This window comes from Paenilisteria riparia FSL S10-1204 (genome assembly GCF_000525995.1).
Classification (GTDB): domain Bacteria; phylum Bacillota; class Bacilli; order Lactobacillales; family Listeriaceae; genus Listeria_A; species Listeria_A riparia.
Genome location: NZ_AODL01000017.1, coordinates 1 through 24,736 on the forward strand (window position 1 = coordinate 1; position 24,736 = coordinate 24,736).

Consider the following 24,736-nt stretch of genomic DNA (forward strand, 5'->3'; position numbering starts at 1 on the left):
AAAAAACATTCACTATGACATGGTGGAGAGCGATAGGCTATGGCTTCTCTTTCAGATGGAGACTTCGAAAACATTGCCTCTTTTTATGGATTAACCCATCGCTTCGCTCACGCTTATATTGGGAGCGTAACTCACTTTGTTCGAACGCTTCTAAAAAACATTCACTATGACATGGTGGAGAGCGATAGGCTATGGCTTCTCTTTCAGATGGAGACTTCGAAAACATTGCCTCTTTTTATGGATTAACCCATCGCTTCGCTCACGCTTATATTGGGAGCGTAACTCACTTTGTTCGAACGCTCCCAACAAAAAAGCCCAGTCACTAGGACTGGGCACGCCATCATGTTCGGTTGTTTATGCTTAACGGGATGAGGCACAAACGAAAACTACATGGCAAATGAGATGAATGAAAACAAATAATGGTTATCGGTGCGAAATCATATGATAAATATTACTACTCACCATTTGGAAGATGGATACACCGAACTCCATTATAACCATGATAGGGTCTTATCCCCACAAAAGAAAACAATCCATTTGTATCCTTTTGTCAGAATAAGAATTTCCATCACGTACAAGGTATATATATATTTTACTTTTCTTCGGCGAAAAAAGCAAGGGAACAAACTGTGTAATTTTTGTGACTAACTTTTTCATATTTGCACTATTTTTAGTGTATGAGACAGCTTATCTTATCAAATGCCTGTTATATAAGCTGAAATATGCCCCTTTTAGACACATCTTAATAAATGCAAGGCCGAACACATACTCACAAAAAAAATTCCCCAGAAAATAAAAGATGGGGAATCTGTCTGTAACTCTAGTCTACTAGTTTTATAATCATATTACAAATAATTGCTACGATTGGAATCAACGCCCATATTCCCCAAGTCCAATTACCCCCGTGTACCTTTTCTGGTTTTCTTTGTTCTAAATCGCTGACTTGGCGGCGTAGTTCCAATACCTCTAGCTCTAAATCTTGTACTTTGTCCTCAAGATCATATAAGCGCTCTTCCATAATAAATCCCCCATTCCTCATGCTTTAACAGGTTTATTATAACGCGGATGACCTGCTTGCGTCATCATACCACGGTCCGAGTCAATGAATATAATAGCAATTCCTCGCACGCTTTGCTACAATAAAAGAGAATCGGAATGGGGGTAGAAAAATGGATATTCATGCAGAAGAAGCCGTTGTTAAATTAATTCTTCATGGCGGAAACGCGCGCAAAGAAGCTTATGCCGCAATTGACGCAGCGCATAATTATCAATTTGAAGAAGCAACTGCACATTTACAAAAGGCGGAAGTTCAATTTTTAGAAGGTCATGCCTGGCAGACCAAATTTGTGAATCGTCGTGGCTCTAAAGGTGGCTTAACGCCATCAATTTTGCTCGTACATGGTCAAGACCACTTGATGACTGCGCAAGCCGAGCTGAATTTAGCGAAGCAAATCGTTCGCCAATATGAGAAACAAAGTGAATTAGAAGCCCGCATTGCGAGACTTGAAAAGCAAAATATCTAGTAAAAAAGATACGACGGTAAACTAGCCGCATAATTTTGCGCCAAGCCACCACGTATCTTTTTTTATCGTATGCCTAAAGCAATCTTTGCATAACGTGACATCCGGTCTTTCGTCCAAGCTGGCGTCCATACAAGATCCACTTTTGTATCTTTAACTTCTGGAATATCAGACATCGCCACACGAACTTGATCTGTTAAAATCCCAGCAAGCGGGCATCCCATCGTCGTCAATGTCATCGTTACCGTACAAAGCCCATCTTCATCCAAATCCACATCATACACTAGCCCAATATTTACAATATCAATACCTAGCTCCGGGTCAATTACTTGTTCTAACGCACCCATCAAATTTTCTTTTAGTTCTGCATCCATGAAGTAGCTGCCTCCTTTTGATTTCCTAAATTTATTGTACCACAATTGAGAATTGTTTTCATTATAATTTTTCCTCTAAAAATCCAACCGCAGCCAGAATACCCTCGATTGTAATTTTATGTTTTGCCTTCTCATCGACCATGAAAGCAACATTATCAGACATATTTTCTTCTACTAAGGCTTCGTACAACTTCTCGCTATAAGCAAATGGTACAACATCATCTTCTTTTCCATGCCACATCATTAGCGGACGATTCTTCAATTTAGTTGGTTGAGCACTCAAATCATATGGTGCCAGCTCACGAATTCGCTCGTTCACATCATAAGGAAACTCAACTCCTTGTTTCAAAACGCCATCAGCAAGCACTCGCGCAAAATGCTCATAATAAGAACTTCCCGCAAGGCAAACACCTATTTTTAGCCAGTCATATTTCATAAGGGTACCATAGCTCGTAATGGCCCCCATCGAAAAACCGCCCACACCTAACCGTGACATGTCCACCAGACCTTTCTCGTTCAACGCATCCACTAGTTGTGGCAGTTCATCAATATTCCCACGAACGATATCCCAAAAATAAATTGCCTGCTCCGTCTCTGACTCTGCGCCCCGAAGCTCCCCATGCATCGCCGCATCAGGTAGTATAACCCGCATGCCTCGCTGTGCCAATAAATATCCGTATGACAAATAAAGCTCTTTCTGTGATTGAAAACCATGATAAAAAAAGACAGTAGGCAATTGCTCTGACGCATGCGTTTCATCAAAAATATGTAACACCGGAATTTCTTTTATCCATTTATGTTCTACCTGAATCATTGAGAGACCCCATTCCTATATGGTTTATTAATATTTCATAAGCTCTAGGCGTTTACAAAATAGCTCGGAACGTCTATCATTAAGAGGTACAGTAAAGAAGTACATCACTTATTCTAACACGTTATTAAAAGCGGTACTAGATATACGAATTACAAAAAAATAAGGAGAACCCCTATGACAAAAAAATTAATCGTTCTCGATTTAGATGGCACTACTCTAAAAAAAGACCAAACGATTTCAAATCGTACGAAAAAAGCATTAGCCAATGCACAGAAAAAAGGCCATGAAGTCATGATTGCAACTGGTAGGCCTTACCGTATGAGTCACATGTATTACCACGAGTTAGGACTTCATACACCAATTGTTAATTTCAACGGTGCTGTGTTTCATCATCCACTAAACACACAATTCAGCGAGGCTTATCATCAAGCCATTGATTTAAAAAACAGCACACGAACTGCTCGATTTCTCAACAAACTATCTGTTAGACAATATCGCAGCAGAAGTACAGGACAACGTATTCTTACGCGAACGAAATAATAGCGTCCCTGATATGTTTCATCAAGGTAAAAACAATGTTTTTATCGGCGATTTGCGTGATACTATCAAAACAGACCCAACATCTCTTCTTTTTTTCGCCAGTCATGAAATATTAAAAGAGGTAAGCAACCATATGGATTCACGGCTTTCTAACATTGTCACTTACCGTAACTGGGGCGCAGAATGGCCCGCAATGGAGATGACAAAGCTAGGCGTTCACAAAGCCATTGGCATTCAAGCAGCTAGTCAGTATCTCGGAATTGATCGAAAAAACATCATTGCCTTTGGTGATGAAGACAACGACATGGAAATGTTGGACTATGCTGGCGTTGGCGTAGCAATGGGTAACGCCATTACACCACTTAAAAACATAGCAAATACAATTACACTTTCAAATGAAGATGATGGTATCGCCATTTACCTAGAAGAAAACTTGGGTATATAGGAAAAAGCTGGACCATTATCTCTATGAGCCAGCTTTTTAATTTGGAAAGGATGTGTACAAACTATGCTCATAATTATCATCATTATCGCTTGGTTGATTGGCTTCACTGCTGTTTGGGCACTTATCAGAGCTTCGACTAAAAAACCTAAATAAGACCTACTGGTACATCCTCGTTTTATACATTTCCATCGCCATTTTCTGATCTGCCTCCGAACGAAAATCCCCAAATACACTCGATGTCTCCACAACATTAATAAAACATTTCGGGTCAACAGCTTGTACAACATGTGTCAAATCGTACAACTCATATCGCGTGATAACAATGACAAGCATTGTCACACTTTCCCTCGAATATGCGCCCAGCGCCTCCACTACAGTAATCCCTCGGAACATATTATCCTGAATTCCCTTAATAACTTCCTCTTGATTTTGCGTCATGATCATCGCAGTTAACTTCTGGTGTCTCGTGTGAATCGTGTCAATCACGCGGCTAGATACATACAACGAAATTAACGTGTACAGCGCAAACGTCCATTCATATGTAAATCCAGCAATAAAAATAATCACGCCATTCATTATCAAGAAATATTTACCGAAAGAACGCCCTGTTTTAATCGTAATATACATCGCGATAATGTCTAGTCCACCCGAAGAAATCCCAAATTTCAGCGCCAAACCAATCCCCACTGATGCTATCACACCACCAAAAATCGCATTCAACAAAATATCCGACGATACTTCCTGCACCGGTATAACAATCAAAAATAATGACATAAAGGCAACCGTTACAAAACTAAATACCGTAAACGCCCGGCCAACTTTAAACCAACCCAGTATCGCAACCGGAATATTCAGTAGCAAAACCAGCATCCCCGTTGACAGCGACACACCAATCCCGTCCTGCAATAAATCCGACGTCAACTGTGCCACACCAGTCAAGCCGCTCGCATAAACATGCGCTGGAATTAAGAAGAAATTCATCCCAATCGCATTTAATAACGCCGCCAGAATAGCAATAAAAAACTTTTTCGTACCCTCAATATACACTTGTCGCTGATTCAATCCACTTTCCCACTTTCTCACTAATTACGGCGACTTAAAACAACGGCCTTCCTCCCGATAAATAAAAACCGACACTCACCGTTGCAATCACACAAATAATAAATAACCATAAAAATAATATCGACGGCTTCTGCTTTTTGCGATAACTTAGCAGCATCTCAACAACACCAATCGTCGCAATGCCTAACAATATTTTAAAAATCGATACTACCACATGATCGCTAAAGCTATACTTCATCATCATAATACCACTCAAAATAACCGTGATATACAGCACACGATTACACATCTGCATTATTGTAAAAACTTTTGCTGATTTCTTATAAATTACCATCGCGACCAGCGTGAAAACAACAATACCAACCCACGAAATTAAATGAACATATGACCACATACTTAATTCCCCATTTCTCTTTATTCTACATTACCTGGTTCTCGAGTGTTCCAATACCTTCAATCGTCACCGAAACTGTATCCCCAGCTCGTAAAAAATTGGGCGGATTCATCCCTTTTCCAACTCCATCCGGCGTGCCTGTTGCAATCACATCACCTGGCACAAGCGTGTGCCCCTTCGAAAGCTCTACGATAATCGTCGCAATCGAAAAAATCATCTGGTCCAGTTTCCCATCCTGACGCAGCTCCTCATTCACAAATGTTTGAATTCGCAACTCACTCGGACTAGGAATCTCATCCTTCGTAACCACATAGGGGCCAATTGGGCAAGTCCCATCTAAACTCTTCGCAATATAAAACTGCTTGTGCTTCCCTTGCAAATCACGCGCTGTCACATCATTAATAATCGTATAACCAAATATGGCATCCATCGCTGCGTCTTCCGTCGCATTCGTTACCTGCTTTCCAATAACTACCGCGAGTTCCCCTTCATAATCCAACTCACGCGTCACTTCCGCATGCAATGGAATCTGTCCACGATTTCCAACCAACGTATTTCGACTCTTTGTAAAAATCATAATTGCCTCAGGAATATCCGCAGCACTCCCCATCTCCAGCACATGTTTTCGATAATTTTTTCCTATAGCCAACACATTATTAGGTGGCATAATTGCTGGCAAAAACTGCACATCTTTCAAGGAAATCGAGCCATTCATTGTCTCTTGTTGATTCGTGATATGTTCCAATTTTTCTGGTTCAGAAATGAGTTCCACCAGACTCTTCGGACACTCTGACTCTACAAAAAACGCGCTAATATCAATAATCTTATCTCCCTTTACAATTCCAAAAGACTCCCTGCCACCAACTTTAAAAGCAATCCATTTCATTTTATCTTCCCCCTGTCAGTTCACAAACATAGTCCCCATCAAAAAAGTATAAATAAATATGACGCACTTGTCTACCTGTAATTTTTTCAACAGCTTCTCGGTACATATCCATCTGCACCTGATACCGTTTCTTCAAAATTGCCTCTCCAGTATGCCAGCCGTTCTCAAATTTATTCGTAATCTGGTCTGTTTTGTAATCAATAATGACAAGTTCCCCGCCTAAATCTATCAGGACATCAATCATTCCCTGAACAATCACTTGCTCCTCTGTACTTACTTCCTTGTGTAATCGTTGCGCTGGAATCTGATAACTAAACGGCACTTCACGCCTCGTACTCCCAGAATTGGCCAACATTAACTCACCCAGTTCCGTGTCAAAAAACGCCAAAATCGGCTCAATCTCTATCACTTCCAGCTGGCTCTCACTCAAAACCTCACGCACAAGCAAATCATCCAATAATTTCACAATACTTTCTCGCGTCGGCTTTTCACCTAAAGGTATCGCCTGCATCACCGTATGCATTGCCGTCCCACGCTCCGTCGCCGTCATTCTCTTCGCTTGCAAAAACTTAGGTCGCTCGAGCGAAACAGGCTGCGCATTCCTCGTAAACCGCGTATCACTAAAACTATCCGCCACAGAAAATTGGCGTTTCACTTCCGTCACAGACTGCTTAGACCTAATATTCATCGCTTCCGCAAAACCATATTGAAATCCTAAACGCTTCTGAATTTCTTCATAAAACGGCGTCTGCTCCGGCGCACTATCCCCACGTTGCACGATACTAAGCCAATCCGAATCCTTCTTATCCGCAACATCGACAGCAATCAATTCCCGCCAATGATGTTTGGCAATAACCAAACGCATATCTGTCTCCAAAGCAAAACCAGCCGTTTCTCTCCCAGTACCCATCTGTTCCAAATAAGCCGGATGTCTCACCAAAGTACTACCAATCCATTGCAAGTACGTTTTCGCCTGATATCGCGTACTTGCTGGTAACATCCAGTCCTTTTGCATTATGTTCTGCTCCCATTCCTTCGTCACCTTCTCAAGACTTGGAACCGTACCGACTAGAATTAACTTTTCTTCAGCACGAGTCAGCGCGACATACAACACCCGCATCTCCTCAGCCATCATCTCCGCAACCTTCTTGTACTTGATAGCCTGCTGCATAATTGATGGATAAACAAGCCGCTTCACTGGATCATTATACCGCGTCGCAAAGCCAAAGTCCTTATCAAACAAATATTTATTATAAATATCGCGCATATTAAACTTACGATCCAATCCCGATAAGAACACAACTGGAAATTCCAGTCCCTTGCTTGCATGAATCGTCATCATCCGCACAACATCTTCTTTTTCGCCCAATGTCTTTGCAGTCCCTAAATCCTGTCCTTTCACTTGCAATTTCTCCACAAAGCGAATAAAGCGGAATAAACCACGAAAAGCCGTCTTCTCATACTGGTTCGCTCGATCTAACAACGCTCGTAAATTCGCCTGACGTTGCTTCCCACCAGGCAATCCACCAACAAAATCATAAAAATAAGTCTCCCGAAAAATACGTGCAATCAAATCCGCCAAATTCTCTCGCATCGACAATTCACGCCAACCACTCAACTGCTTCAAAAAAACATCCAGTCGGGTCGCTAAAGCATCACTTTGTGACTCCGCATACCTCTCCAAAGCTTCAAAATACGGCTTATTTTTCCCAACAGCTCGAATCCTAGCCAAAGCATCCTCGTCCAAACCAATAATCGGCGAGCGTAAAACAGAAGCTAGCGGAATATCCTGATACGGATTATCAATGATTTTGAGTAAAGAAACCATAATCGCAACCTCAGTCGCCTCAAAGTATCCCGAATTATTATTCGCATAAAATGGAATACCCCACTCTTTCATCGCATCCTCAATATCCGGCGCACTCGTAAGCGCCCGCGACAAAATAACAATATCCCGATACTCCATTGGCCGATATTCCTTCGTCCCCTTATCAAAAACCGGCGTCTTCTCCTGAATTAGCGACGCAATCCTTTTCGCAATATATCGTGCCTCCGCCTGCCGCTTTTGTAACTGCTCCGGCGCAAGTTCATCAGTGTCCTCAGACTTGTCCTCCTGCTCCATATCAATCAAAACCAGTTCCGTCTCAGAACTATCCGATTTCGGAAAATTCGCCCCTAAAACAAGCTCTGCCTGCTTATCATAAGCAACTTCCCCAACCTCAGCATCCATCAACTGCCTAAAAATAAAGTTTGTCGTATCTAGCACATCCGCACGACTCCTAAAGTTCTGCGACAAATCAATGCGCAAGCCAGTCCCATCACCATCTCCCGTATAGCGCTGATACTTAGCCAAAAACAATCCCGGCTCCGCTAAACGAAAACGATAAATCGACTGCTTCACATCACCAACCATAAACAAATTCCCGTCCACTTCCGAATCTTTCGTAACCAAAGCTAGAATCTGCTCCTGCACCATATTCGTATCCTGATACTCATCAATCAATACCTCTTTAAACTGCTCACGATACCCAAGAGCCGCGTTAGAAGGGACACCATCCGCATCTCGCAAAACCCGTAAAGCCAAATGTTCCAAATCATTAAAGTCCAACATCCCACGCGCTACTTTTTCTTGATAAAAACGAATTGAAAATTCCTTTGCAAGCGCAACTAGTGTTCCAATCGTCGGCTTCATTTTCTCTAAATCCAGTAAATAATTCTCACCATTTCTTGAAAACCATTCACTTTCCGCATCAGCTATCGCCTTCTTTGCCTGATCCCGCAACTTCTTCACTTGGCTTACCAATACCTCATCATACAATTCCTTATTTTTAAGCGTAGCAATCCGCTGAAATTTCACAGCCTTCCAAACCGCAGCGACCTCTTCCCAACTACCATCCAGTCCCGCCATCACCTGCTGCACTTGCATCAAATCATTCTCCAGCGTCACCAAATAAGGCTCCGGCCCAGCCGTTTCCCCACATAAAAAAATCGCATACGTCAAAAATTGATCTGCTTGTCGCAAAGTCATCGACAACTGCTTATAAATAATCGCATAAAACGGCAACTCTGTCACATCACGAATCGTACTAACATCATAATTAGCAACAATCGCATCTAGCCACTTTTCTGGTTCCGGATGCGCCCTCGAAAAATCATACAACGCTCCAATTACCTGCCCAACATCATCATCCGATCGATCCCCCGAAAAAGTATCCACTAATTCAAAAAACGGCACATTCTCCACATTTCCGTAGTGTTCCTCCAACATCTGATCCATCACCTCATCCCGAACCATCGAACTTTCAATTGGCTCAATCAGCCGAAACTCAGGATCAATATCCGCCAAATAATAATATTTCTTAATCACATCTAAACAAAAAGAGTGGAGCGTCGAAATTGAAGCATAATTCAAAAGCGCAATCTGGCGTTTCAAATGATTCGAAGACTCATTTACCAACAGCGCATTCTCTACCGCTTTCCCAATACGGGCCTTCATCTCCGCCGCAGATGCATTCGTAAATGTCACAATAAGCAATTCATCAATATCTAGCGGCGCTTCCGAACTCATCACTTTCTCAATAACCCGATTAACAAGCACCGCCGTTTTCCCTGATCCTGCTGCTGCAGCTACTAACACGTTCTGACCACTCGCATGAATCGCCTTCCACTGGTCATCTGTCCACGTCACATTCGCTGGTTTTGCTGGAATTTCACGCTTCATTCTTGCCCCTCCTCTCTCATTTTCATTAAAACATCTGCTCGATTCTGATTCTCAAGCTTCCTATACTGATTGCTTGCAAGCGACGCATCAAACTGGCAAACTGAACGAAACGGGCACAACTGACAAGGCGTCCTATCCTTCAATTTATAAGGATTAATTGCCACTTCCCCATCAATAATCTTATTCCCTGCCTTCACATATTGTTGCCTTACATATTGTCGCATCGTATCAAACTCAGCCTTCGTTGCCGTAGCAGAATGCGCACTAAAATTGCCATCCTTTTTAAGCCCCGTTGGAATAACCGTTGACGTCTTGCCAGCCTCAAGCTCCACATCCATCAGCGAAACCGCCAAAACATCGTCCAGTACAAGCCCTTTCATCCGAAAACTCTTCAAAAGTTCCTTCTCAAGCTCCGTGTCCGTCATTTCTTTCTCCGCATTCACAAGTGGATTATGCATATGGAAATAAAGCACACCTGCAGGTTCCGCTACCTTACCTATCAACTTGGCCGAATTCTCAACTACAATATCCAAATACGTCAACATTTGCAACGCCAGACCATAATACACTTCCGTCATCGGCAAATCATGCGCACTCGACTTATAATCAATAATCCGCAAAAACGTCCGCGCATCCTTCTGCGCCTCATCAATCCGATCAATTCGTCCTTGCAAAACAAGCTCACGCCCACCATTTAACGGCAACGTCAAAGGTGGAATATCCCCCTTCAAGCCAAAATCAACTTCCAACCCTACTGGTTTAAACTGACTAATTTTCGCCTGCTCATTCAACACTCGCGTTGCACGGATAATAATATTCAACAACTTGTACTCAATATACTCTAATCGTTTCGTACTAAGTAAAATCTCATGCTGCAATTTTGGCGCCAAGTATTTCATCGCGAGCCCTGCCATCTCTATGCACTGCTCCATCGAAAGCTCACCCCACTCCAAATTACGTTGATGCAACTCTGCTGAAATCCATTCCATCGCCCCATGAAAAATCTCACCAATATCCACCGATTGCAATTGGAAATGAGCCCGTTCCTCTAATTTCAATCCATGTTGCGCAAAGTGCTGGAAGTGGCAACTATAAAAGCGCTCCATCCGCGATACGCTCGCATGCACATTTTCCCCAAATAAAGCAGTAGCAGCCTCTCCCGAAATGTTTTGCGCTTTATTTTGATAAAACAGGCTTTCTAGTATTCGTGAAGCCTTCCCTTTCCATTGCCCATTAGAAAGAAAGAACGTATACGCATCCCACCAAACCGACGACATCGCATATCCCTTCTTCTTCATTTGCAACTGCGCGGTCAAGTAACCAATTGAAGCATTAGGTGCTGAAATATACATCGCCTGCTCCTCGTCTGTTAGCAACGAAGGGTCACTTAAATAAAGCCCGCGCACAAGCTTCGGAAAACCAGCTTCCAACCGTCTGATATAACTAGACTCCGACAATTCCTTCCCATTCTCATCCGCATTTGGAAAACTAATAAATAATTTATCTGAAGCCAATGTAAATAAGCGATAGGCCAAAAATTCCTCACTAGAAAGCATCTGCTTCCCACTGGGTCTCACAGCAATCCCCAATTGATTCAATCGTTCTCGGTCCTCATCAGACAAAATCCCAGAATCCTGTTTCCTCATTGGCAAAACACCGTCATTAATACCCACTGCAAAAATAACCTTCTTATTAAGTAAGCGCGAATTCTCCATATCCGTCACAACTAATTGGTCAAGTGAAGGTGGTAATAATGAGAAATCCAGTGCATCAAGCCCCGTATTCACAACATCAAAGAAAACGTCCAATGTTACCTCATCGTCACCCATCACTTCCACAAATTCATCCAACAAACCAATTACAGACTTCCATGCCTGTTCATGCTCCCTTGCAAGCTCCAATTCTCCAGCATCTTCCGCATTTTTACGCCACGTATTCAATCGCTCATCCACATGTGTATCCATCATAAAATGGAATAAAACGCTCGCTAAATCAACCCCGTCTTCGCACCCTTCAACCCCTTCTCAAGGCGCACTAATGGACGCTTAATCTGCTCTTTCACTTCATTGACAACCGTCTCAACTTCTTTTTCCTCATCTGTCTGCACACCTTGTTTCAAATCCAAACCACGAATTTTCCGATAAACCCACGGCTTTTTATCCATCCAGCGACGCTTATTATAAATACCATTTTCCAAAACATAATTCTCAAAAACATCAACTTTCCCGCGATACACATTACTTCGAACATTCAACGGAAAGAAAAACTCCGTCCGAATCGCCTGAAAAACAGCTTCATATTGCCAGTTGGTCCGAATAATATCCAGACTAGAACGAATAAATTCAACCATCGGATGATTCGCCATCGTTCGCTTTACATCAAGGAAATAAGGCACTTCATTTGCCTCAAAAGAAGCCCGCAAAACCGACTCATACATGTCAATATTTCTAATCAAAACAGCCATATCCCGATAACGATATCCATCCCCAGCCAACTGTCGAATCCGCCTTGCAATCCCATCTATCTCAGCCCTTCGATTACTCGCCTCATCGATTGCAAAATGAGTCACTTCCCCATCAAACGTATCATTAGAAAGCGTTGCCCAAGTCCGCTCCAAATAAGCTAATTCCCCATGTTGGAATCGCTTGCTATCTTTCAATATAACATCAGGCAACACATCACATCTGCCTATCGCCAATTCCTTCAATTTCGTATACGTCGTCCCAGTCATCTGAAACAAGCGATACTCATGCAACTCACCCATTTGATAAGCCCTATCCACAGTAAGTGCAATCGTCACTTTCCTACAAACTCTAACCAACTCACCAAACACAGCATATTCCTGCGGCGAAAATTCATAAAAACCATCAATAAAAATTTCGCTCTCTCTCAGAAACGAACTCGACTTAATCGCATCTACCAATAAACGCAAATAATCCTCCGTTTCCAAATATTTACCACGTAACATATCCTCATATGCATCAAGCAACAACGAAATATCCGCCATTTTATGGTCCAAATCAATAGTGCCTTGTCCCTCAAATCCACGTAAACTCTCCGTCTCAATACAACACTGCTTCATCTCTTTAAAAACATGCTCCAGCTCCTTAATAAAGCCTTTCTTAGAAGCAGCACGACCAAATAAACGCAAATCCTCTTGTTTTTCAATCAAGATTTTGCGAATTATCATTTCCAATCCCGAATCTGTTAAAAATGTTCGAGCCAACCCACCACTTTCCTGCAAAACACGCCAAGCTAACCTACTGAAGCTAAAAATCTGCGTCTCTAACAAACCAGCAACACGCTCACGTCCAAAAAATACCGTTTCCGCTTGCAACGTCATCTGATCAGGCACTAACAAAATGCAGTTCGTCCCATCGTTTATCCGTTCCTCTAATAAATCCATGACCCGCTTAGTTTTCCCAGTACCTGCGCGCCCTAAAATAAATTGTAAAGCCATCTCTCCACCACCGAACATACGTTCTTTTTTAATATCATAACACATATTTCTCAAGTCGACCACTATTATATCTCTTTTTAGTCTATCACTTTAGCACCAAACAAACCACAAATAAAAAACTAGAGCCCAGAAGACCCTAGTTTCCTAATTGAAGCTATGTTATAGATGCAACATCGCTAGCTGCATATCATTCAATTTCTCTGTTAGAAGATAAAATTGTTCTTTGTCTTGGTTATCTAAAGCTACATCAATTTCATCTTTTAGCTGCTGAATTCGATGTTCGTCAAGGAGCATCGTCATGTAGCATTCAATGAAAGTATTCATTAACTCTTTTTCTCCTTTAAGAACTCCAACTTGATTAACTAATGAACTTGAAAAATCTCGCATTTCCATGACTGCTCACTCCTTCATAATTTTTTATAACTGCTTAAAAATAAGAAATAAGGGGTTAAAAAGTTACAATCCTAATAAAAATAGAATTTTTAGAAAAAATAGTGACTTCAAGAACTAGCTATGCTATAATCTAGGTAGAAAATATTACAAATAACTGACAGGCGGCTTTACTTTTGTAATTTGTACCTTAGCTTTCAATAAGATTAGACCGGGGAATTCAACACTTTTAGCTAAGAAGCAGTTACATATACACATATATAAGGGAGTTGTAGAAATGTCGAAGAAACTGAAAACGCCAGTGTATGAGATTAACCCTCATACCATGATAATCTTACCTTTAAAAACCAAAACGGGAGTTCACTCAGAGATTTTTGAATTAAACGATCATCGTATATCTAGTTTTACCCCATTATTTCTAATTAAAACAAGTTGCCAATATTTCGGCTCAAGTTATGACGGTAGACGAGAAGGTACACGATACCTCACAGGTGTTACTCACAAGCCACCAATCATGGTAGATCCAACTAGTAGTATGTATGCTTTCCCAACAACATCGGCTGGAAGAGATGACTGTATTTGGATTTTTCCACAGCACATTTCAGAATACTATGATTCGCATTATAACTGCACAACCATACGTTTTAATAATAAACAAAAAAATAAAAAATATCCGTTTCTTTCTCTACATTTAATAATCAGATGGCCAGAGTTTCGATGCTACATATGAAATTCTCACAAAAGATGCGCAGTATGGAGACGGAATATCCATATTCTAATCTTCTGTTTCCACCCACTCCGTTGGCCGCTGAGAATAGAGCACCGTATAACATTAGTGAAACGAATGACTCAGATGATAGTTTGCTAGATTTTAGCCAAATCGAAGAGGATCCCCGAAATAAGAAAGATAAATAAAGCAAAGGACAGTCACCATTTCTCCGGTTAGTGACTGTCCTCTTCTAAAAAATTTCTTATACGTTTTTATTTCCCAAAGCTTCTGAAATTCTTTTTAAAAGTAAGAGTTCTTCTTCTGAATAAGAGTATGGCAATTCTAAATACCATTTCTCTAGCTCTGGATTTCCGATTAAAGGGAAGGCATTTACTGAGTTTTTCTCGCGAAGCCCTGCAACATCATCCAATAAGAAATCTGTTGTAGTACCAAGCTCATCCGCTAACTTGGCAAGGATAAATATAGGCGGTCTGTGGTTATCGTTCTCATATTTGCTAACCGTTGAAGATGTTACACCAATCTTTTCAGCTAACTCCTTTTGCGTTAATCGATGCTTTTTTCGTAATGATACTAATTTTTCTCCAAAATCCATACCTACACCCCTTTCTTTTTCGCTACTCTCATTATAGCAATGAATAGCAATTATTTCGACCCACAGCAAAAAACTGCCCTATCGCTAGAGCAGCTTCTTTCTTTATATTTCTTTTTTCCAGAATCCGTATAAAAGCCCTGAAATAACTGTTCCGATTAAAATAGCCAGTAAGAACAGAATCGCATGATTTGCTAATCCGACTACGAAAATACCACCGTGAGGCGCAGGGACATTGATATGCCAGAATTGTGTCAGACCCCCAGCAATTGCTGAGCCTATGACACACGATGTAATAACTCGTAGTGGATCAGCCGCTGCAAAAGGAATTGCCCCTTCTGTTATAAAAGAAAGCCCTAAAACATAGTTCGTTAATCCCGCTTGACGTTCATCAGACGTGAATTTCTTTTTAAATATGGTTGTTGCCATCGCAATTGCTAGCGGCGGCACCATACCACCTGCCATAACTGCAGCCATAAAAGCACCATCTGTATTCCCTGTTGTCGTGAATACACCAATTGCAAATGTATAAGCAGCTTTATTGAATGGTCCACCCATATCAATCGCCATCATACCACCAAGTACAGTCCCTAGGATAACCGCATTAGCCGTTCCAAGCGATTGTAATTGGTCTACTAAGAATGTATTAATATTAGCAAATATCGGATCAAATATTAAGTACATTAACCCACCAGTAATAAGCAAGCCTAACACCGGATAAATTAGAATTGGCTTCAAGCCCTCTAATGTTTTTGGCATTTTTGAGAATAATACTTTTAATCCAAGAACCACATAACCTGCTAAGAAACCAGCAAGTAAGCCACCCAAGAACCCAGCGTTGGATGTTGTAGCAAGTAACCCACCAACCATACCAGGCATTAAACCAGGACGATCAGCGATACTCATCGCAATGAAGCCTGAAAGAATCGGAATAAGGAACATAAATGCCCCAGTTTGACCACCACTAATGGCTCCAAGCATATCCGTCAGTGTTTTAGCATGCGGGAAATATTGCTCTAAAAGGAATGAAAAGGCAAGTAAAATACCACCACCGACAACAAACGGCAACATATGAGAAATACCATTCATTAAATCTTTATAGATACGGCTACCAATAGAGACACGCTTGCCATCCGATGCTTCACTGTCTTTTTCACCGCTATGGTGATACACTGGTGCCTCTTGCGCAATTGCCTTATTAATAAGCTCTTCTGGCTTTCTAATACCATCACTTACCGGCGTTTCTAGGACATGCTTACCATCAAAACGAGCCATTTCGACTTTTTTATCTGCCGCAACGATGACACCGCTAGCTCGTTCAATCTCATCAGCCGTAAGTTTATTTTTAGCCCCATCCGAGCCATTCGTTTCTACTCGAATGTCTACACCCATTTCTTTTGCTTTGTTTTTCAATGCATCTTCAGCCATGTACGTATGCGCAATTCCAGTCGGACAAGCTGTAACCGCTACAACAAACGGCGCCTCATTATTCTGTGAAGTAGTACCTTGCTCAGCTTCTGCTGCTCCTTGCTCTTGATCAAACAAATCCAACACTTCTTGCGTTGTTTTGGCATTACGTAGTTTGGCAACAAAATCAGGATGAATCAATAATCGAGAAAGCGCCGCAAGCGTTTCTAAATGCGTCTGATTCGCGCCGTCGGTTGCCGCAATCATGAAGAATAAATGAGCCGGTTGACCATCTAAAGAATCATAATCTAAGCCCGATTCACTTTTTGCAAAAACAACAGTCGGAGTATTTACCGCCTTTGTTTTCGCATGAGGCATTGCAATTCCATCACCAATTCCCGTCGAGCTTTCTTGTTCTCGTTTCATAATTTCTGATTTAAATAGCGAGACATCATTGATCTTACCTTCATCAGCAAGTTTGGCAATCATTTCATCGATCGCAGCTTCTTTTGATGTTGCCTTCAGCGAAAGAATCATTGTCTCTTGACTTAAAATATCCGTGATTTTCATCATGTAACCCTCCAATTATAATTCTGTGATTTCCACTTCTGGAATCAATTTTTGAATAGCATCATATGTCGCTAAATCTGTTGAGAATGCTGTCGCACTACCTGTAGCCACAGCCACCCGAAATGATTCCAGCACATCATTACTTTTTTCATAAGTTCCAACGAAACCCGCAACCATTGAATCCCCAGCACCAACTGAATTTTTTACAGAGCCTTTAGGTGTACTCGATTGATACACCTTGTCTCCAACGAATAACAAGGCACCATCACCAGCCATTGAGACAATCACATGTTTCGCTCCCAGTTCCAGACATTTCTTCCCGTAAGGAATAATATCTTCCACACTCGAAAAACTTACCTCAAACAAGTCTGCCAGTTCATGATGATTCGGTTTTATCAAAAACGGTTCTCTAGCAAGCGTATCAAGTAAGCTCGCTCCCGTCGTATCAATAATAAACTCCACATCCAGAGATTCACATTTTGCAATAATACGGTTGTAGAAATCACTTCCCAGCGACGGCGGAATACTACCCGAAAGAATCGCAATATCTCCTGCCTCCATCACATCAAAACTTTCAAAAAAATGAGCAATCTCTGCGGGAGTTATATTTGGCCCCATGCTATTAATCTCTGTTTCTACTCCGTGTTTCAATTTAATATTGATTCGTGTATCATCAGCAATCTGTGTAAACGCACTCTTACTGCCTTCATGCGCAAGCCAATCCTGAATGAACCTCCCTGTGAAGCCACCTAGAAAGCCCAGCGCACAATTATCTGATTGCAACTGATTCAAAATACGTGAAACATTCACGCCTTTTCCACCTGGCAATTTCACGCTGTTTCCCATCCTATTCAGTTCACCTAGCTCAAGATTATCTAATTCTACAATATAATCCACAGATGGATTTAGCGTTATTGTATAGATCATTTTTTTTGCCTCCAAAACATCAATTTTTTTCATCCATATCTCTTTTTCTTCAACATTTATATAATCCGTAATCAGTGTGACTTCTTCCAAATCAAACATTTTAGCAAAATGACTATGGTGCATCTTCGAATTGTCTGCTATAACAAAAGCCTCATCTGCCAGTTCTACAGCTTTACGTTTCAATAAAGCTTCTTCCATATCTGGCGTCGTATAACCATCCTTCAAATGTATTCCATTCGCACCAATAAAGGCTTTATCAAATCGATAATTCTCAATGTTCGCTATTGCAATTCCACCAATCACCGCTTTTGTTTTCGCTTTCATTTTCCCGCCTAATATATATGCATTCAAATCTAAGCTAACCAATTCCTCTACATGCATCAAACCATTCGTAACGACCGTCACATCACGTCCAATTAAGAAATCAATCATCTCAAATGTGGTCGACCCAGCATCTAAGTAAATACAATCTCCGTCCTTAACCAACGAGGCCGCCAATTTCGCAATCTCTTTTTTTTTCTTTGAACGTTTTTGAATGATTTTTCCATCATGCTCATTTCAATCGTGCGCGCTTGCGTTAATATTGCGCCACCATGCACACGTTTTAATAAACCCTTCTCTTCTAGCTCTGCCAAATCACGTCGTATCGTTGACTCTGAAGAATCTACTAGCTCCGTTAAATCTTTCAATTTAACACTACCACGGCGCTTCAAAAGATCAATTATCAAGTTATGTCTATCCGCATTCAACATATTGTTCCCTCCTACACACTAATATAATAACATCATTTTCAATCAAAAACAATCATTTTCTTTCAAAAAGCATTAATTCTCCAGAAATACAAAGAACCTAAAAAAATCCCATCAAGTAATTCTGTTTTAATATGCCAATGTAGGACTGCATCAAAAAAAACTATCCAGGAGTATATAAAAGAGTACAAGAAGCAGAGGACCAGATTAAGGCCAGTATAAGCAAACGAGAATACGTGGACCCATTCAAAACATAAAAATTGGTCAACATCAGCTGCTTAGAAGCAGTTGGCGCTCACTTAGAAGGGCTTCCCTTGAGGGGCCAAGCGATTATTAAGCCCTTCTAAGTCTAATAAAAAAAGCCACCCTTTCACACACAGGTGGCTACTTACTATGATTGGTGTCAACGAAAGCTGGCATGAGGATTTGTTCCAGACCTTGGCGAGATATTAACTATATCTCAGGTATGTTGTTTTTTATAGATACTTATACACGTAATGCTTAGAAGTATCATTGACCGAGAAATGGCCTCATTAGCCTATGAATGTTCCAGTATACAGGTCGCTGCTTATTTACACTTCCTATTTTCACTTGCATTTAAATCGTTTTTTTATTTAAACTGCTAATAATATTAATAACACTATTATGATGAGAACGGAGATAATTTGTCCGATTTTGAATGATTTTTTAATAGCGCTACTGGAGTAACTTGGAATCGTATCAAAATCTATATTAGTCACAGCATCACTTAGTTGTTGTTTGTTCATTATATTACTAAAATAACCTGGGCTATCTGATAAATAATGCTGTGCAAAAGGAAAACACACAATATTTTTGGGCTCTTTATCAAATAAACCGTCATACCAGGTGTTCTCTTGTATATTAATATCTTTATTTAAAATCTTATTCGCTCTTTCAACTTCTTTATGACTAAAAATCATTCCAAACGTTTCAGCTCTATTACCAGATATTTCTTTTCCGTAGCCAACAGATAAATTTCCTTCTAACCATAATCTTTGATGCAATTTCTCTTCTTTACCACGATTAATTTTTCCACTTAAAACTAAATTTCTTCTTTTCTTATCGTTCCTAATGTCAACAACTATTTCTCCATCATAATTAGTAGTTAAAACACAAGTATTGGTATTTCCTCCGCTCAAACCGTTCATTTTATCGAAGCTCACAGTATTAGTATCATAATCAATGATAAGCCAACTCAGTAATCCTGTTTTAGTATTTTCGGCAATGATATAAAATTCCATACGTGTTCCCCAAAATGCACTTGAGTGAACATTAAACGATCCGAAAATACAGTAATAATTTGGTTCATCATTTTCAAATATTTTTGTTTTAATAAGTTTGTAGTCATCAGGAATCAACCGTTTTGCCCATTCTAAATCTTTTAGCGTATAGCAAAGAAAAAAACTATAAGGTTCAACCACAAATCCCATGTACGGATTTTTCTTAGCACCTTTACTCATTAACTTATACTGCAACTTAGGACTCATTAACTTAGAATATGATTGAATAAAATGAATAGTACCTACATCAATCGGCTTAATCATTTTCTCTATATTTTTTTCGAAATTAAAATCATTCATTTCGTTTATAACTCCTTTAGAATATATATTATAAATGTAGTTTATCACACATATAAGACTGTAGATAATCATACGCTGAATGTAAATATAGTAGAAGTAGCAACTTCGAGTAAATAGGACATTTCATAATTTGCGAAATTTGCATTCACAAGCAAGCTTGCCTAGACATCTTTAAATCTACTATGATGGTTCTCATTAATTGGTAGCTGATGCAATAAAGCCCGGGCTTGTTCGATTACTCTCGAATTAGACATTTCAATATTAAAGTTACCATCACTACCTGATGTCAAGAAAAATTTACTTCCAGTAATCTCTTATGCTACCGAGCCATTTAAATCTATTTCTTCTTCCTCTTCGATTTCTGGATGAATCGTGCGATATACCTCTTGCGCTAACACGATGTCCGGAAACAAAGTACGATAGTTTTCCATCGTGTTCGCATGTACCTGCGCCTCCCCCCCTGAATATACCAACAACCAATGTCTAGCAGTATATATAGCCCCAGACATAATCCCCTTTTTTAACATGTTGTGTTCCCTCCTTTTTTCTATCAGATGTTTAGTCCTTATTTAGCATACCATGTTTCAATGACCGTTAATTTCTTCTATTTTTTGTTTCTAATCCTTTTTTATCACAATTTTGTGAACAATTCGCCTCCCACTCACGCTCATCCATTCTTCGAAAATTACTAATCATCTATCTATTTAGTCTCTAAAATAGTACAGTGTTTATGAATCGCTAATAATAATTTTTCAGAATAGACCATGTTTTTTGGGCCACAGAGATTGTCCACGCTCAGTTGCCCTCTGAAAGTGTGTTGAAATTGAGAAACTGCTTGTCCCGTGCAATTTCCATAAAGGCCATCTTCAGCCAACCATCCATAGCTAACATATCCTGTAGGGTATTGTCGTTTGAAGTTATTAATCGCATGCTGAATTTGCCTAGTATATGCCTGGCTGTAGTTATATCCTTTATAGATACTTACTTCAGCAACTTACGAATTGGTAACAGATTCGGCTCCTACAAAACTAAGTGATAATACAAAAACGAGACTAACTGTAATAAACACTTTTTTTCATTTCAATTACCTCTTCATTTTAGTATGTTTTCCAAACATTCTTGAAAACATACTTTCACTATGTCAAGTAAGCGATCTCAACGATGTAGATATTATATTGCAGAAAAGATATATTTTAGTAATTTAAATAGTACAACTCATACATAATCATACAAAAAAAACAACTCTCTTAAAATAAATACTAGAATTTTTATTTTTCTTAGTATCTACTTTATGGAGAGTGTATCAAATAAATAGAACAATCATTTTTTTATATACGATATAATTCGCTGTACTATTAGCATAAAGATACCCAAACTTATAATATTGACGAAATATCTGTAAAAAATATCACTTATATTATAACCGATATATTGCCAAAAAATCACTAGTACGGCCAATAAAATGACAATGCATGATATACCAATTATCTTTCTTTTCATCGCCAACCCCATTTAAATGCAAATGCAGCATCATAATTATAATCAAACCATTTTGGAGCTACAGCAGAAGCTACAACAGAGCCATCCTGCTTAATACCAGCCAATTGTTGATTCACATTTTCTTTAACTAATGCAACGTAGTTATTTGATACTAATACTTCTACATCCGTTAATGTCGCTAAAACTGGAGGACTTACCTCCGTTGTACTAGAATTATCCTCCGCATGAATCACGACAGCTGGTGCAACAGACGCAAATGCTAAGGATGCAGGCTTTATAGGAACTGCCAATTTTACATTTTTCTTGTTCATAACCCTGCCCCTTTTCTCTCTTTATTTAGAACCACTTCCATAAGTAAATCTATAAGAATATTATAGATTTATATTCCAATGACGTCTATACTAGACTCTTCTATCCGTGCCTATTATTTAGAAAAATAGCCAAATATTCAAAAAAAAGACATAGTTCCAGTAAATATCGTGTTTTATCTACATAATTATACGCATAGACATTTTTTAATCGTTATTATTTGGATTATTAGTTAAAACGAATACAAGCATCTGTAAATGAACACATATATTTACTAAGTATTTTTTCTCTACATCCCCACCATTATAAAAATGTTCAAATACTTCAAATGGTACATTTGAGTACTTTGCTAAACTTTCATGCGAAAAACTATACCTATCTATCAATACTGAATCGATAATCATCCTCAACCTTGCTAACGGTTCGACAATGGAAAAGCCCTCTGATAAAAATGATATACGGTAATCTATCAGTCTTTCTTCACTCAAGTCCAAATGTACATCTTCATTATTTAGTATTTTCTCCAACTTTTCCGATGATACGCTCAATAACCCAGAAAGTTGCTCTTGCGATATTTCAAAAGACCTAATTGCATTCAAGATTTCTGCTCTAAAATTAACATTATTATTTTCTCCTGTATGTGTATTTAATACAAAATCAGACATGATTTCCCTTCTTCCTTTTATTTTTTAACATCATCTAGCATAATGATAACGTAAACTAAAGAACATTAAAAGGAAGAAGGGAAAAACATGAAAAAAATCTTACTCTATTCTTGGCAGTACTGCTTTCGCTGACTTTTAGCACAGCAACTTATGCTCAATAAAACACAATAGAAACACCTGACACACAAATAACATCAAACGACCAAGCCATACCATATGATTCACCATTTGTCGAGCAATTTACAACAGAAAATCAGGAAACATTTAGCTTACTAAGAGCGCCTAAAAAAATTGCTAATGTTAATTTTTCTGTCAATCCTACAACAAATGAAATTTCATACACAGTCTCTATGATAAATGGAGCTAAATTCAAAGCATTTTTTGGTACAATATTCGTAACTGATTTAACCTCAGGTTTCAGCGTAAGTATACCCTACATGATTTCTGGACAAAAAGGAAAAGTTAAAGTAGCCAAATTAAAAGGACATATCTATAGAGCTACTTTATCAGGTAGCGTTACATCAACAACAGGTGTTGGAACATCAATACCAAGTGGTTCATATTTGAAATGGGTCAGTAAATAAGAGTATAGATACTATTATTACTGCAATTAACAAAAACCCCAGCACCTTAAAAAGTGTTGGGGTTACTTGGATACCGGCGGCCGGGGTCGAACCGGCACGATCGTGAGATCACTGGATTTTGAGTCCAGCGCGTCTGCCAATTCCGCCACGCCGGCATAATATAATCATTATAATGCATTCTTTAATAAATTTCAATGGAGGCGCCAACCGGATTTGAACCGGTGATAAAGGTTTTGCAGACCTCTGCCTTACCACTTGGCTATGGCGCCACATTTAATAAAGAAGCGGAAGACGGGGTTCGAACCCGCGACCCCCACCTTGGCAAGGTGATGTTCTACCACTGAACTACTTCCGCAAAAACTGGGCTAGCTGGATTCGAACCAACGCATGACGGAATCAAAATCCGTTGCCTTACCGCTTGGCGATAGCCCACTGTATAAAAATGGGGCGGATGATGGGAATCGAACCCACGAGTGCCTGAACCACAATCAGGTGCGTTAACCACTTCGCCACATCCGCCATTATTTAATTTCCCCATATTTTCTTGGCAGGGGCAGTAGGAATCGAACCCACACTGAAGGTTTTGGAGACCTTAGTTCTACCTTTAAACTATGCCCCTATAACAAAAAATGGTGGAGGGGGCAGATTCGAACTGCCGAACCCGAAGGAGCGGATTTACAGTCCGCCGCGTTTAGCCACTTCGCTACCCCTCCATATAAACTTAAGGTGGCTTGGGACAGAATCGAACTGCCGACACCTTGAGCTTCAATCAAGTGCTCTACCAACTGAGCTACCAAGCCTTAAAAATGGCGGTCCCGACGGGATTTGAACCCGCGATCTCCTGCGTGACAGGCAGGCATGTTAACCCCTACACCACGGAACCACAAAAATAATAAAAAGTCACAATTGCGGGGACAGGATTTGAACCTGCGACCTTCGGGTTATGAGCCCGACGAGCTACCAGACTGCTCCACCCCGCGACAACAATATAATGGTGGGGGCTAACGGGATCGAACCGCTGACCCTCTGCTTGTAAGGCAGATGCTCTCCCAGCTGAGCTAAGCCCCCACATATTTCAAAATAAAACCTAAAAAGTGACCCGTACGGGATTCGAACCCGTGTTACCGCCGTGAAAGGGCGGTGTCTTAACCGCTTGACCAACGGGCCATAAAAATAATGCATCATAGAGAACGGAGAGCAAGGGATTTGAACCCTTGAGACAGCTTTCACCGCCTACACGATTTCCAATCGTGCTCCTTCGGCCACTCGGACAGCTCTCCATAATGGCTCCACAGGCAAGACTCGAACTTGCGACCGATCGGTTAACAGCCGATTGCTCTACCAACTGAGCTACTGTGGAATAATCATTGCCCGGCGACGACCTACTCTCACAGGGGGAAGCCCCCTACTACCATCGGCGCTGAAAAGCTTAACTTCCGTGTTCGGGATGGGAACGGGTGTGACCTCTTCGCCATCATCACCAGACAATGTGATTCGAA

The 24,736-nt window shown here is 40.2% G+C and carries 16 protein-coding genes, 14 tRNA genes, 1 rRNA gene and 5 pseudogenes; 4 read left to right on the top strand and 32 right to left on the bottom strand.

Annotated elements, in window-relative coordinates:
* Positions 1-820: 820 nt before the first annotated feature.
* A complete protein-coding gene (locus PRIP_RS10485; RefSeq protein WP_036101149.1) occupies positions 821-1,018 on the bottom strand; it encodes a hypothetical protein in 198 nt (65 codons plus the stop codon).
* Between the two features lie 151 nt (positions 1,019-1,169).
* Between PRIP_RS10485 and PRIP_RS10490 the strand changes: the two genes are divergently transcribed.
* Positions 1,170-1,523 (top strand): PTS lactose/cellobiose transporter subunit IIA, encoded by a 354-nt coding sequence (locus PRIP_RS10490; RefSeq protein WP_036101150.1) that lies wholly within the window; start codon positions 1,170-1,172, stop codon positions 1,521-1,523.
* A gap of 62 nt (positions 1,524-1,585) precedes the next feature.
* Here PRIP_RS10490 and PRIP_RS10495 read toward each other — a convergent pair whose 3' ends face one another.
* Both PRIP_RS10495 and yjfP read right to left on the bottom strand, forming a co-directional pair.
* On the bottom strand, positions 1,586-1,894 hold the full coding sequence (locus PRIP_RS10495; protein ID WP_036084071.1) for a metal-sulfur cluster assembly factor: 309 nt from the start codon (positions 1,892-1,894) through the stop codon (positions 1,586-1,588).
* Positions 1,895-1,955: 61 nt separating this feature from the next.
* Positions 1,956-2,708 (bottom strand): esterase, encoded by a 753-nt coding sequence (gene yjfP, locus PRIP_RS10500; RefSeq protein ID WP_036101151.1) that lies wholly within the window; start codon positions 2,706-2,708, stop codon positions 1,956-1,958.
* 174 nt (positions 2,709-2,882) lie between these two features.
* Here yjfP and PRIP_RS10505 point away from each other — a divergent pair.
* Positions 2,883-3,693, top strand: a pseudogene (locus tag PRIP_RS10505) (Cof-type HAD-IIB family hydrolase).
* A 156-nt stretch (positions 3,694-3,849) separates the two neighbouring features.
* Here the strand turns inward: PRIP_RS10505 and PRIP_RS10510 are convergent.
* From PRIP_RS10510 to PRIP_RS10535, 6 genes and pseudogenes are all read right to left on the bottom strand, one after another.
* The gene (locus PRIP_RS10510) at positions 3,850-4,755 is read right to left on the bottom strand and encodes a YitT family protein (protein ID WP_036101162.1); all 906 of its coding nucleotides are present in this window, start codon (positions 4,753-4,755) and stop codon (positions 3,850-3,852) included.
* A gap of 34 nt (positions 4,756-4,789) precedes the next feature.
* Complete coding sequence (locus PRIP_RS10515) at positions 4,790-5,149, bottom strand: YisL family protein (protein WP_036101152.1); 360 nt, start codon at positions 5,147-5,149, stop codon at positions 4,790-4,792.
* 25 nt (positions 5,150-5,174) lie between these two features.
* On the bottom strand, positions 5,175-6,035 hold the full coding sequence (locus tag PRIP_RS10520; protein ID WP_036101153.1) for a fumarylacetoacetate hydrolase family protein: 861 nt from the start codon (positions 6,033-6,035) through the stop codon (positions 5,175-5,177).
* A gap of 1 nt (position 6,036) precedes the next feature.
* A complete protein-coding gene (gene addA / locus PRIP_RS10525; protein ID WP_036101154.1) occupies positions 6,037-9,756 on the bottom strand; it encodes a helicase-exonuclease AddAB subunit AddA in 3,720 nt (1,239 codons plus the stop codon).
* Positions 9,753-13,216: pseudogene (gene addB, locus PRIP_RS10530) on the bottom strand (helicase-exonuclease AddAB subunit AddB). The gene addA and the pseudogene addB overlap by 4 nt, the downstream one beginning before the upstream one ends.
* 159 nt (positions 13,217-13,375) lie before the next feature.
* Positions 13,376-13,609, bottom strand: a complete 234-nt coding sequence (locus PRIP_RS10535) for an IDEAL domain-containing protein (protein ID WP_036084056.1) — start codon at positions 13,607-13,609, stop codon at positions 13,376-13,378.
* A gap of 274 nt (positions 13,610-13,883) precedes the next feature.
* Between PRIP_RS10535 and PRIP_RS18260 the strand changes: the two are divergent.
* Positions 13,884-14,521: pseudogene (locus tag PRIP_RS18260) on the top strand (competence protein ComK).
* Positions 14,522-14,577: 56 nt separating this feature from the next.
* Here PRIP_RS18260 and PRIP_RS10545 read toward each other — a convergent pair.
* From PRIP_RS10545 to PRIP_RS17005, 4 genes and pseudogenes are all read right to left on the bottom strand, one after another.
* Positions 14,578-14,928 (bottom strand): helix-turn-helix domain-containing protein, encoded by a 351-nt coding sequence (locus tag PRIP_RS10545; RefSeq protein WP_036101155.1) that lies wholly within the window; start codon positions 14,926-14,928, stop codon positions 14,578-14,580.
* A 102-nt stretch (positions 14,929-15,030) separates the two neighbouring features.
* Complete coding sequence (locus tag PRIP_RS10550; protein ID WP_036101156.1) at positions 15,031-16,902, bottom strand: PTS fructose transporter subunit IIABC; 1,872 nt, start codon at positions 16,900-16,902, stop codon at positions 15,031-15,033.
* A 15-nt stretch (positions 16,903-16,917) separates the two neighbouring features.
* Positions 16,918-17,829, bottom strand: coding sequence for a 1-phosphofructokinase (gene pfkB / locus PRIP_RS10555; RefSeq protein WP_036101163.1), 912 nt, complete (start codon positions 17,827-17,829; stop codon positions 16,918-16,920).
* Positions 17,830-18,581, bottom strand: a pseudogene (locus PRIP_RS17005) (DeoR/GlpR family DNA-binding transcription regulator); the annotation flags it as partial.
* A gap of 156 nt (positions 18,582-18,737) precedes the next feature.
* On the opposite strand from PRIP_RS17005, the pseudogene PRIP_RS18265 reads away from it, so the two are divergent.
* Positions 18,738-18,835 (top strand): annotated as a pseudogene (locus tag PRIP_RS18265) (IS200/IS605 family transposase); the annotation flags it as partial.
* 357 nt (positions 18,836-19,192) lie between these two features.
* On the opposite strand, the gene PRIP_RS10565 reads toward PRIP_RS18265, so the two are convergent.
* From PRIP_RS10565 to rrf, 19 genes are all read right to left on the bottom strand, one after another.
* Entirely contained in the window at positions 19,193-20,179 is a 987-nt protein-coding gene (locus PRIP_RS10565; RefSeq protein WP_036101157.1) for a hypothetical protein, read from the bottom strand.
* A 314-nt stretch (positions 20,180-20,493) separates the two neighbouring features.
* The gene (locus tag PRIP_RS10570) at positions 20,494-20,706 is read right to left on the bottom strand and encodes a hypothetical protein (RefSeq protein WP_036101158.1); all 213 of its coding nucleotides are present in this window, start codon (positions 20,704-20,706) and stop codon (positions 20,494-20,496) included.
* 969 nt (positions 20,707-21,675) lie between these two features.
* Positions 21,676-21,990, bottom strand: coding sequence for a hypothetical protein (locus tag PRIP_RS10580; protein WP_036101160.1), 315 nt, complete (start codon positions 21,988-21,990; stop codon positions 21,676-21,678).
* Between the two features lie 204 nt (positions 21,991-22,194).
* Complete coding sequence (locus PRIP_RS10585; protein ID WP_036101161.1) at positions 22,195-22,653, bottom strand: HTH domain-containing protein; 459 nt, start codon at positions 22,651-22,653, stop codon at positions 22,195-22,197.
* Positions 22,654-23,308: 655 nt separating this feature from the next.
* Positions 23,309-23,392, bottom strand: a tRNA-Leu gene (locus PRIP_RS10590).
* A 40-nt stretch (positions 23,393-23,432) separates the two neighbouring features.
* Positions 23,433-23,506: transfer RNA gene (locus tag PRIP_RS10595), tRNA-Cys, on the bottom strand.
* 14 nt (positions 23,507-23,520) lie between these two features.
* A tRNA-Gly gene (locus PRIP_RS10600) sits at positions 23,521-23,592 on the bottom strand.
* A 5-nt stretch (positions 23,593-23,597) separates the two neighbouring features.
* A tRNA-Gln gene (locus PRIP_RS10605) sits at positions 23,598-23,669 on the bottom strand.
* Positions 23,670-23,680: 11 nt separating this feature from the next.
* Positions 23,681-23,756 (bottom strand) — tRNA-His (locus PRIP_RS10610).
* 26 nt (positions 23,757-23,782) lie between these two features.
* A tRNA-Trp gene (locus tag PRIP_RS10615) sits at positions 23,783-23,856 on the bottom strand.
* Between the two features lie 11 nt (positions 23,857-23,867).
* Positions 23,868-23,950, bottom strand: a tRNA-Tyr gene (locus PRIP_RS10620).
* 14 nt (positions 23,951-23,964) lie between these two features.
* Positions 23,965-24,037: transfer RNA gene (locus PRIP_RS10625), tRNA-Phe, on the bottom strand.
* Between the two features lie 7 nt (positions 24,038-24,044).
* Positions 24,045-24,120 (bottom strand) — tRNA-Asp (locus PRIP_RS10630).
* A gap of 23 nt (positions 24,121-24,143) precedes the next feature.
* Positions 24,144-24,217 (bottom strand) — tRNA-Met (locus tag PRIP_RS10635).
* A 12-nt stretch (positions 24,218-24,229) separates the two neighbouring features.
* Positions 24,230-24,305 (bottom strand) — tRNA-Val (locus tag PRIP_RS10640).
* A gap of 27 nt (positions 24,306-24,332) precedes the next feature.
* Positions 24,333-24,404: transfer RNA gene (locus tag PRIP_RS10645), tRNA-Glu, on the bottom strand.
* A 24-nt stretch (positions 24,405-24,428) separates the two neighbouring features.
* A tRNA-Ser gene (locus PRIP_RS10650) sits at positions 24,429-24,517 on the bottom strand.
* 4 nt (positions 24,518-24,521) lie between these two features.
* A tRNA-Asn gene (locus tag PRIP_RS10655) sits at positions 24,522-24,597 on the bottom strand.
* A 9-nt stretch (positions 24,598-24,606) separates the two neighbouring features.
* Positions 24,607-24,722: ribosomal RNA gene (gene rrf / locus PRIP_RS10660) — 5S ribosomal RNA — on the bottom strand.
* Positions 24,723-24,736 lie beyond the last annotated feature (14 nt).

Excerpts from the sequence above, each read along its gene's own strand:
- PRIP_RS10485 (WP_036101149.1), bottom strand. The coding sequence starts at position 1,018 with ATGGAAGAGCGCTTATATGATCTTGAGGACAAAGTACAAGATTTAGAG.
- PRIP_RS10490 (WP_036101150.1), top strand. The coding sequence starts at position 1,170 with ATGGATATTCATGCAGAAGAAGCCGTTGTTAAATTAATTCTTCATGGC.
- PRIP_RS10495 (WP_036084071.1), bottom strand. The coding sequence starts at position 1,894 with ATGGATGCAGAACTAAAAGAAAATTTGATGGGTGCGTTAGAACAAGTA.
- yjfP (WP_036101151.1), bottom strand. The coding sequence starts at position 2,708 with ATGATTCAGGTAGAACATAAATGGATAAAAGAAATTCCGGTGTTACAT.
- PRIP_RS10515 (WP_036101152.1), bottom strand. The coding sequence starts at position 5,149 with ATGTGGTCATATGTTCATTTAATTTCGTGGGTTGGTATTGTTGTTTTC.
- PRIP_RS10520 (WP_036101153.1), bottom strand. The coding sequence starts at position 6,035 with ATGAAATGGATTGCTTTTAAAGTTGGTGGCAGGGAGTCTTTTGGAATT.
- addA (WP_036101154.1), bottom strand. The coding sequence starts at position 9,756 with ATGAAGCGTGAAATTCCAGCAAAACCAGCGAATGTGACGTGGACAGAT.
- PRIP_RS10535 (WP_036084056.1), bottom strand. The coding sequence starts at position 13,609 with ATGGAAATGCGAGATTTTTCAAGTTCATTAGTTAATCAAGTTGGAGTT.
- PRIP_RS10545 (WP_036101155.1), bottom strand. The coding sequence starts at position 14,928 with ATGGATTTTGGAGAAAAATTAGTATCATTACGAAAAAAGCATCGATTA.
- PRIP_RS10550 (WP_036101156.1), bottom strand. The coding sequence starts at position 16,902 with ATGAAAATCACGGATATTTTAAGTCAAGAGACAATGATTCTTTCGCTG.
- pfkB (WP_036101163.1), bottom strand. The coding sequence starts at position 17,829 with ATGATCTATACAATAACGCTAAATCCATCTGTGGATTATATTGTAGAA.
- PRIP_RS10565 (WP_036101157.1), bottom strand. The coding sequence starts at position 20,179 with ATGAATGATTTTAATTTCGAAAAAAATATAGAGAAAATGATTAAGCCG.
- PRIP_RS10570 (WP_036101158.1), bottom strand. The coding sequence starts at position 20,706 with ATGTTAAAAAAGGGGATTATGTCTGGGGCTATATATACTGCTAGACAT.
- PRIP_RS10580 (WP_036101160.1), bottom strand. The coding sequence starts at position 21,990 with ATGAACAAGAAAAATGTAAAATTGGCAGTTCCTATAAAGCCTGCATCC.
- PRIP_RS10585 (WP_036101161.1), bottom strand. The coding sequence starts at position 22,653 with ATGTCTGATTTTGTATTAAATACACATACAGGAGAAAATAATAATGTT.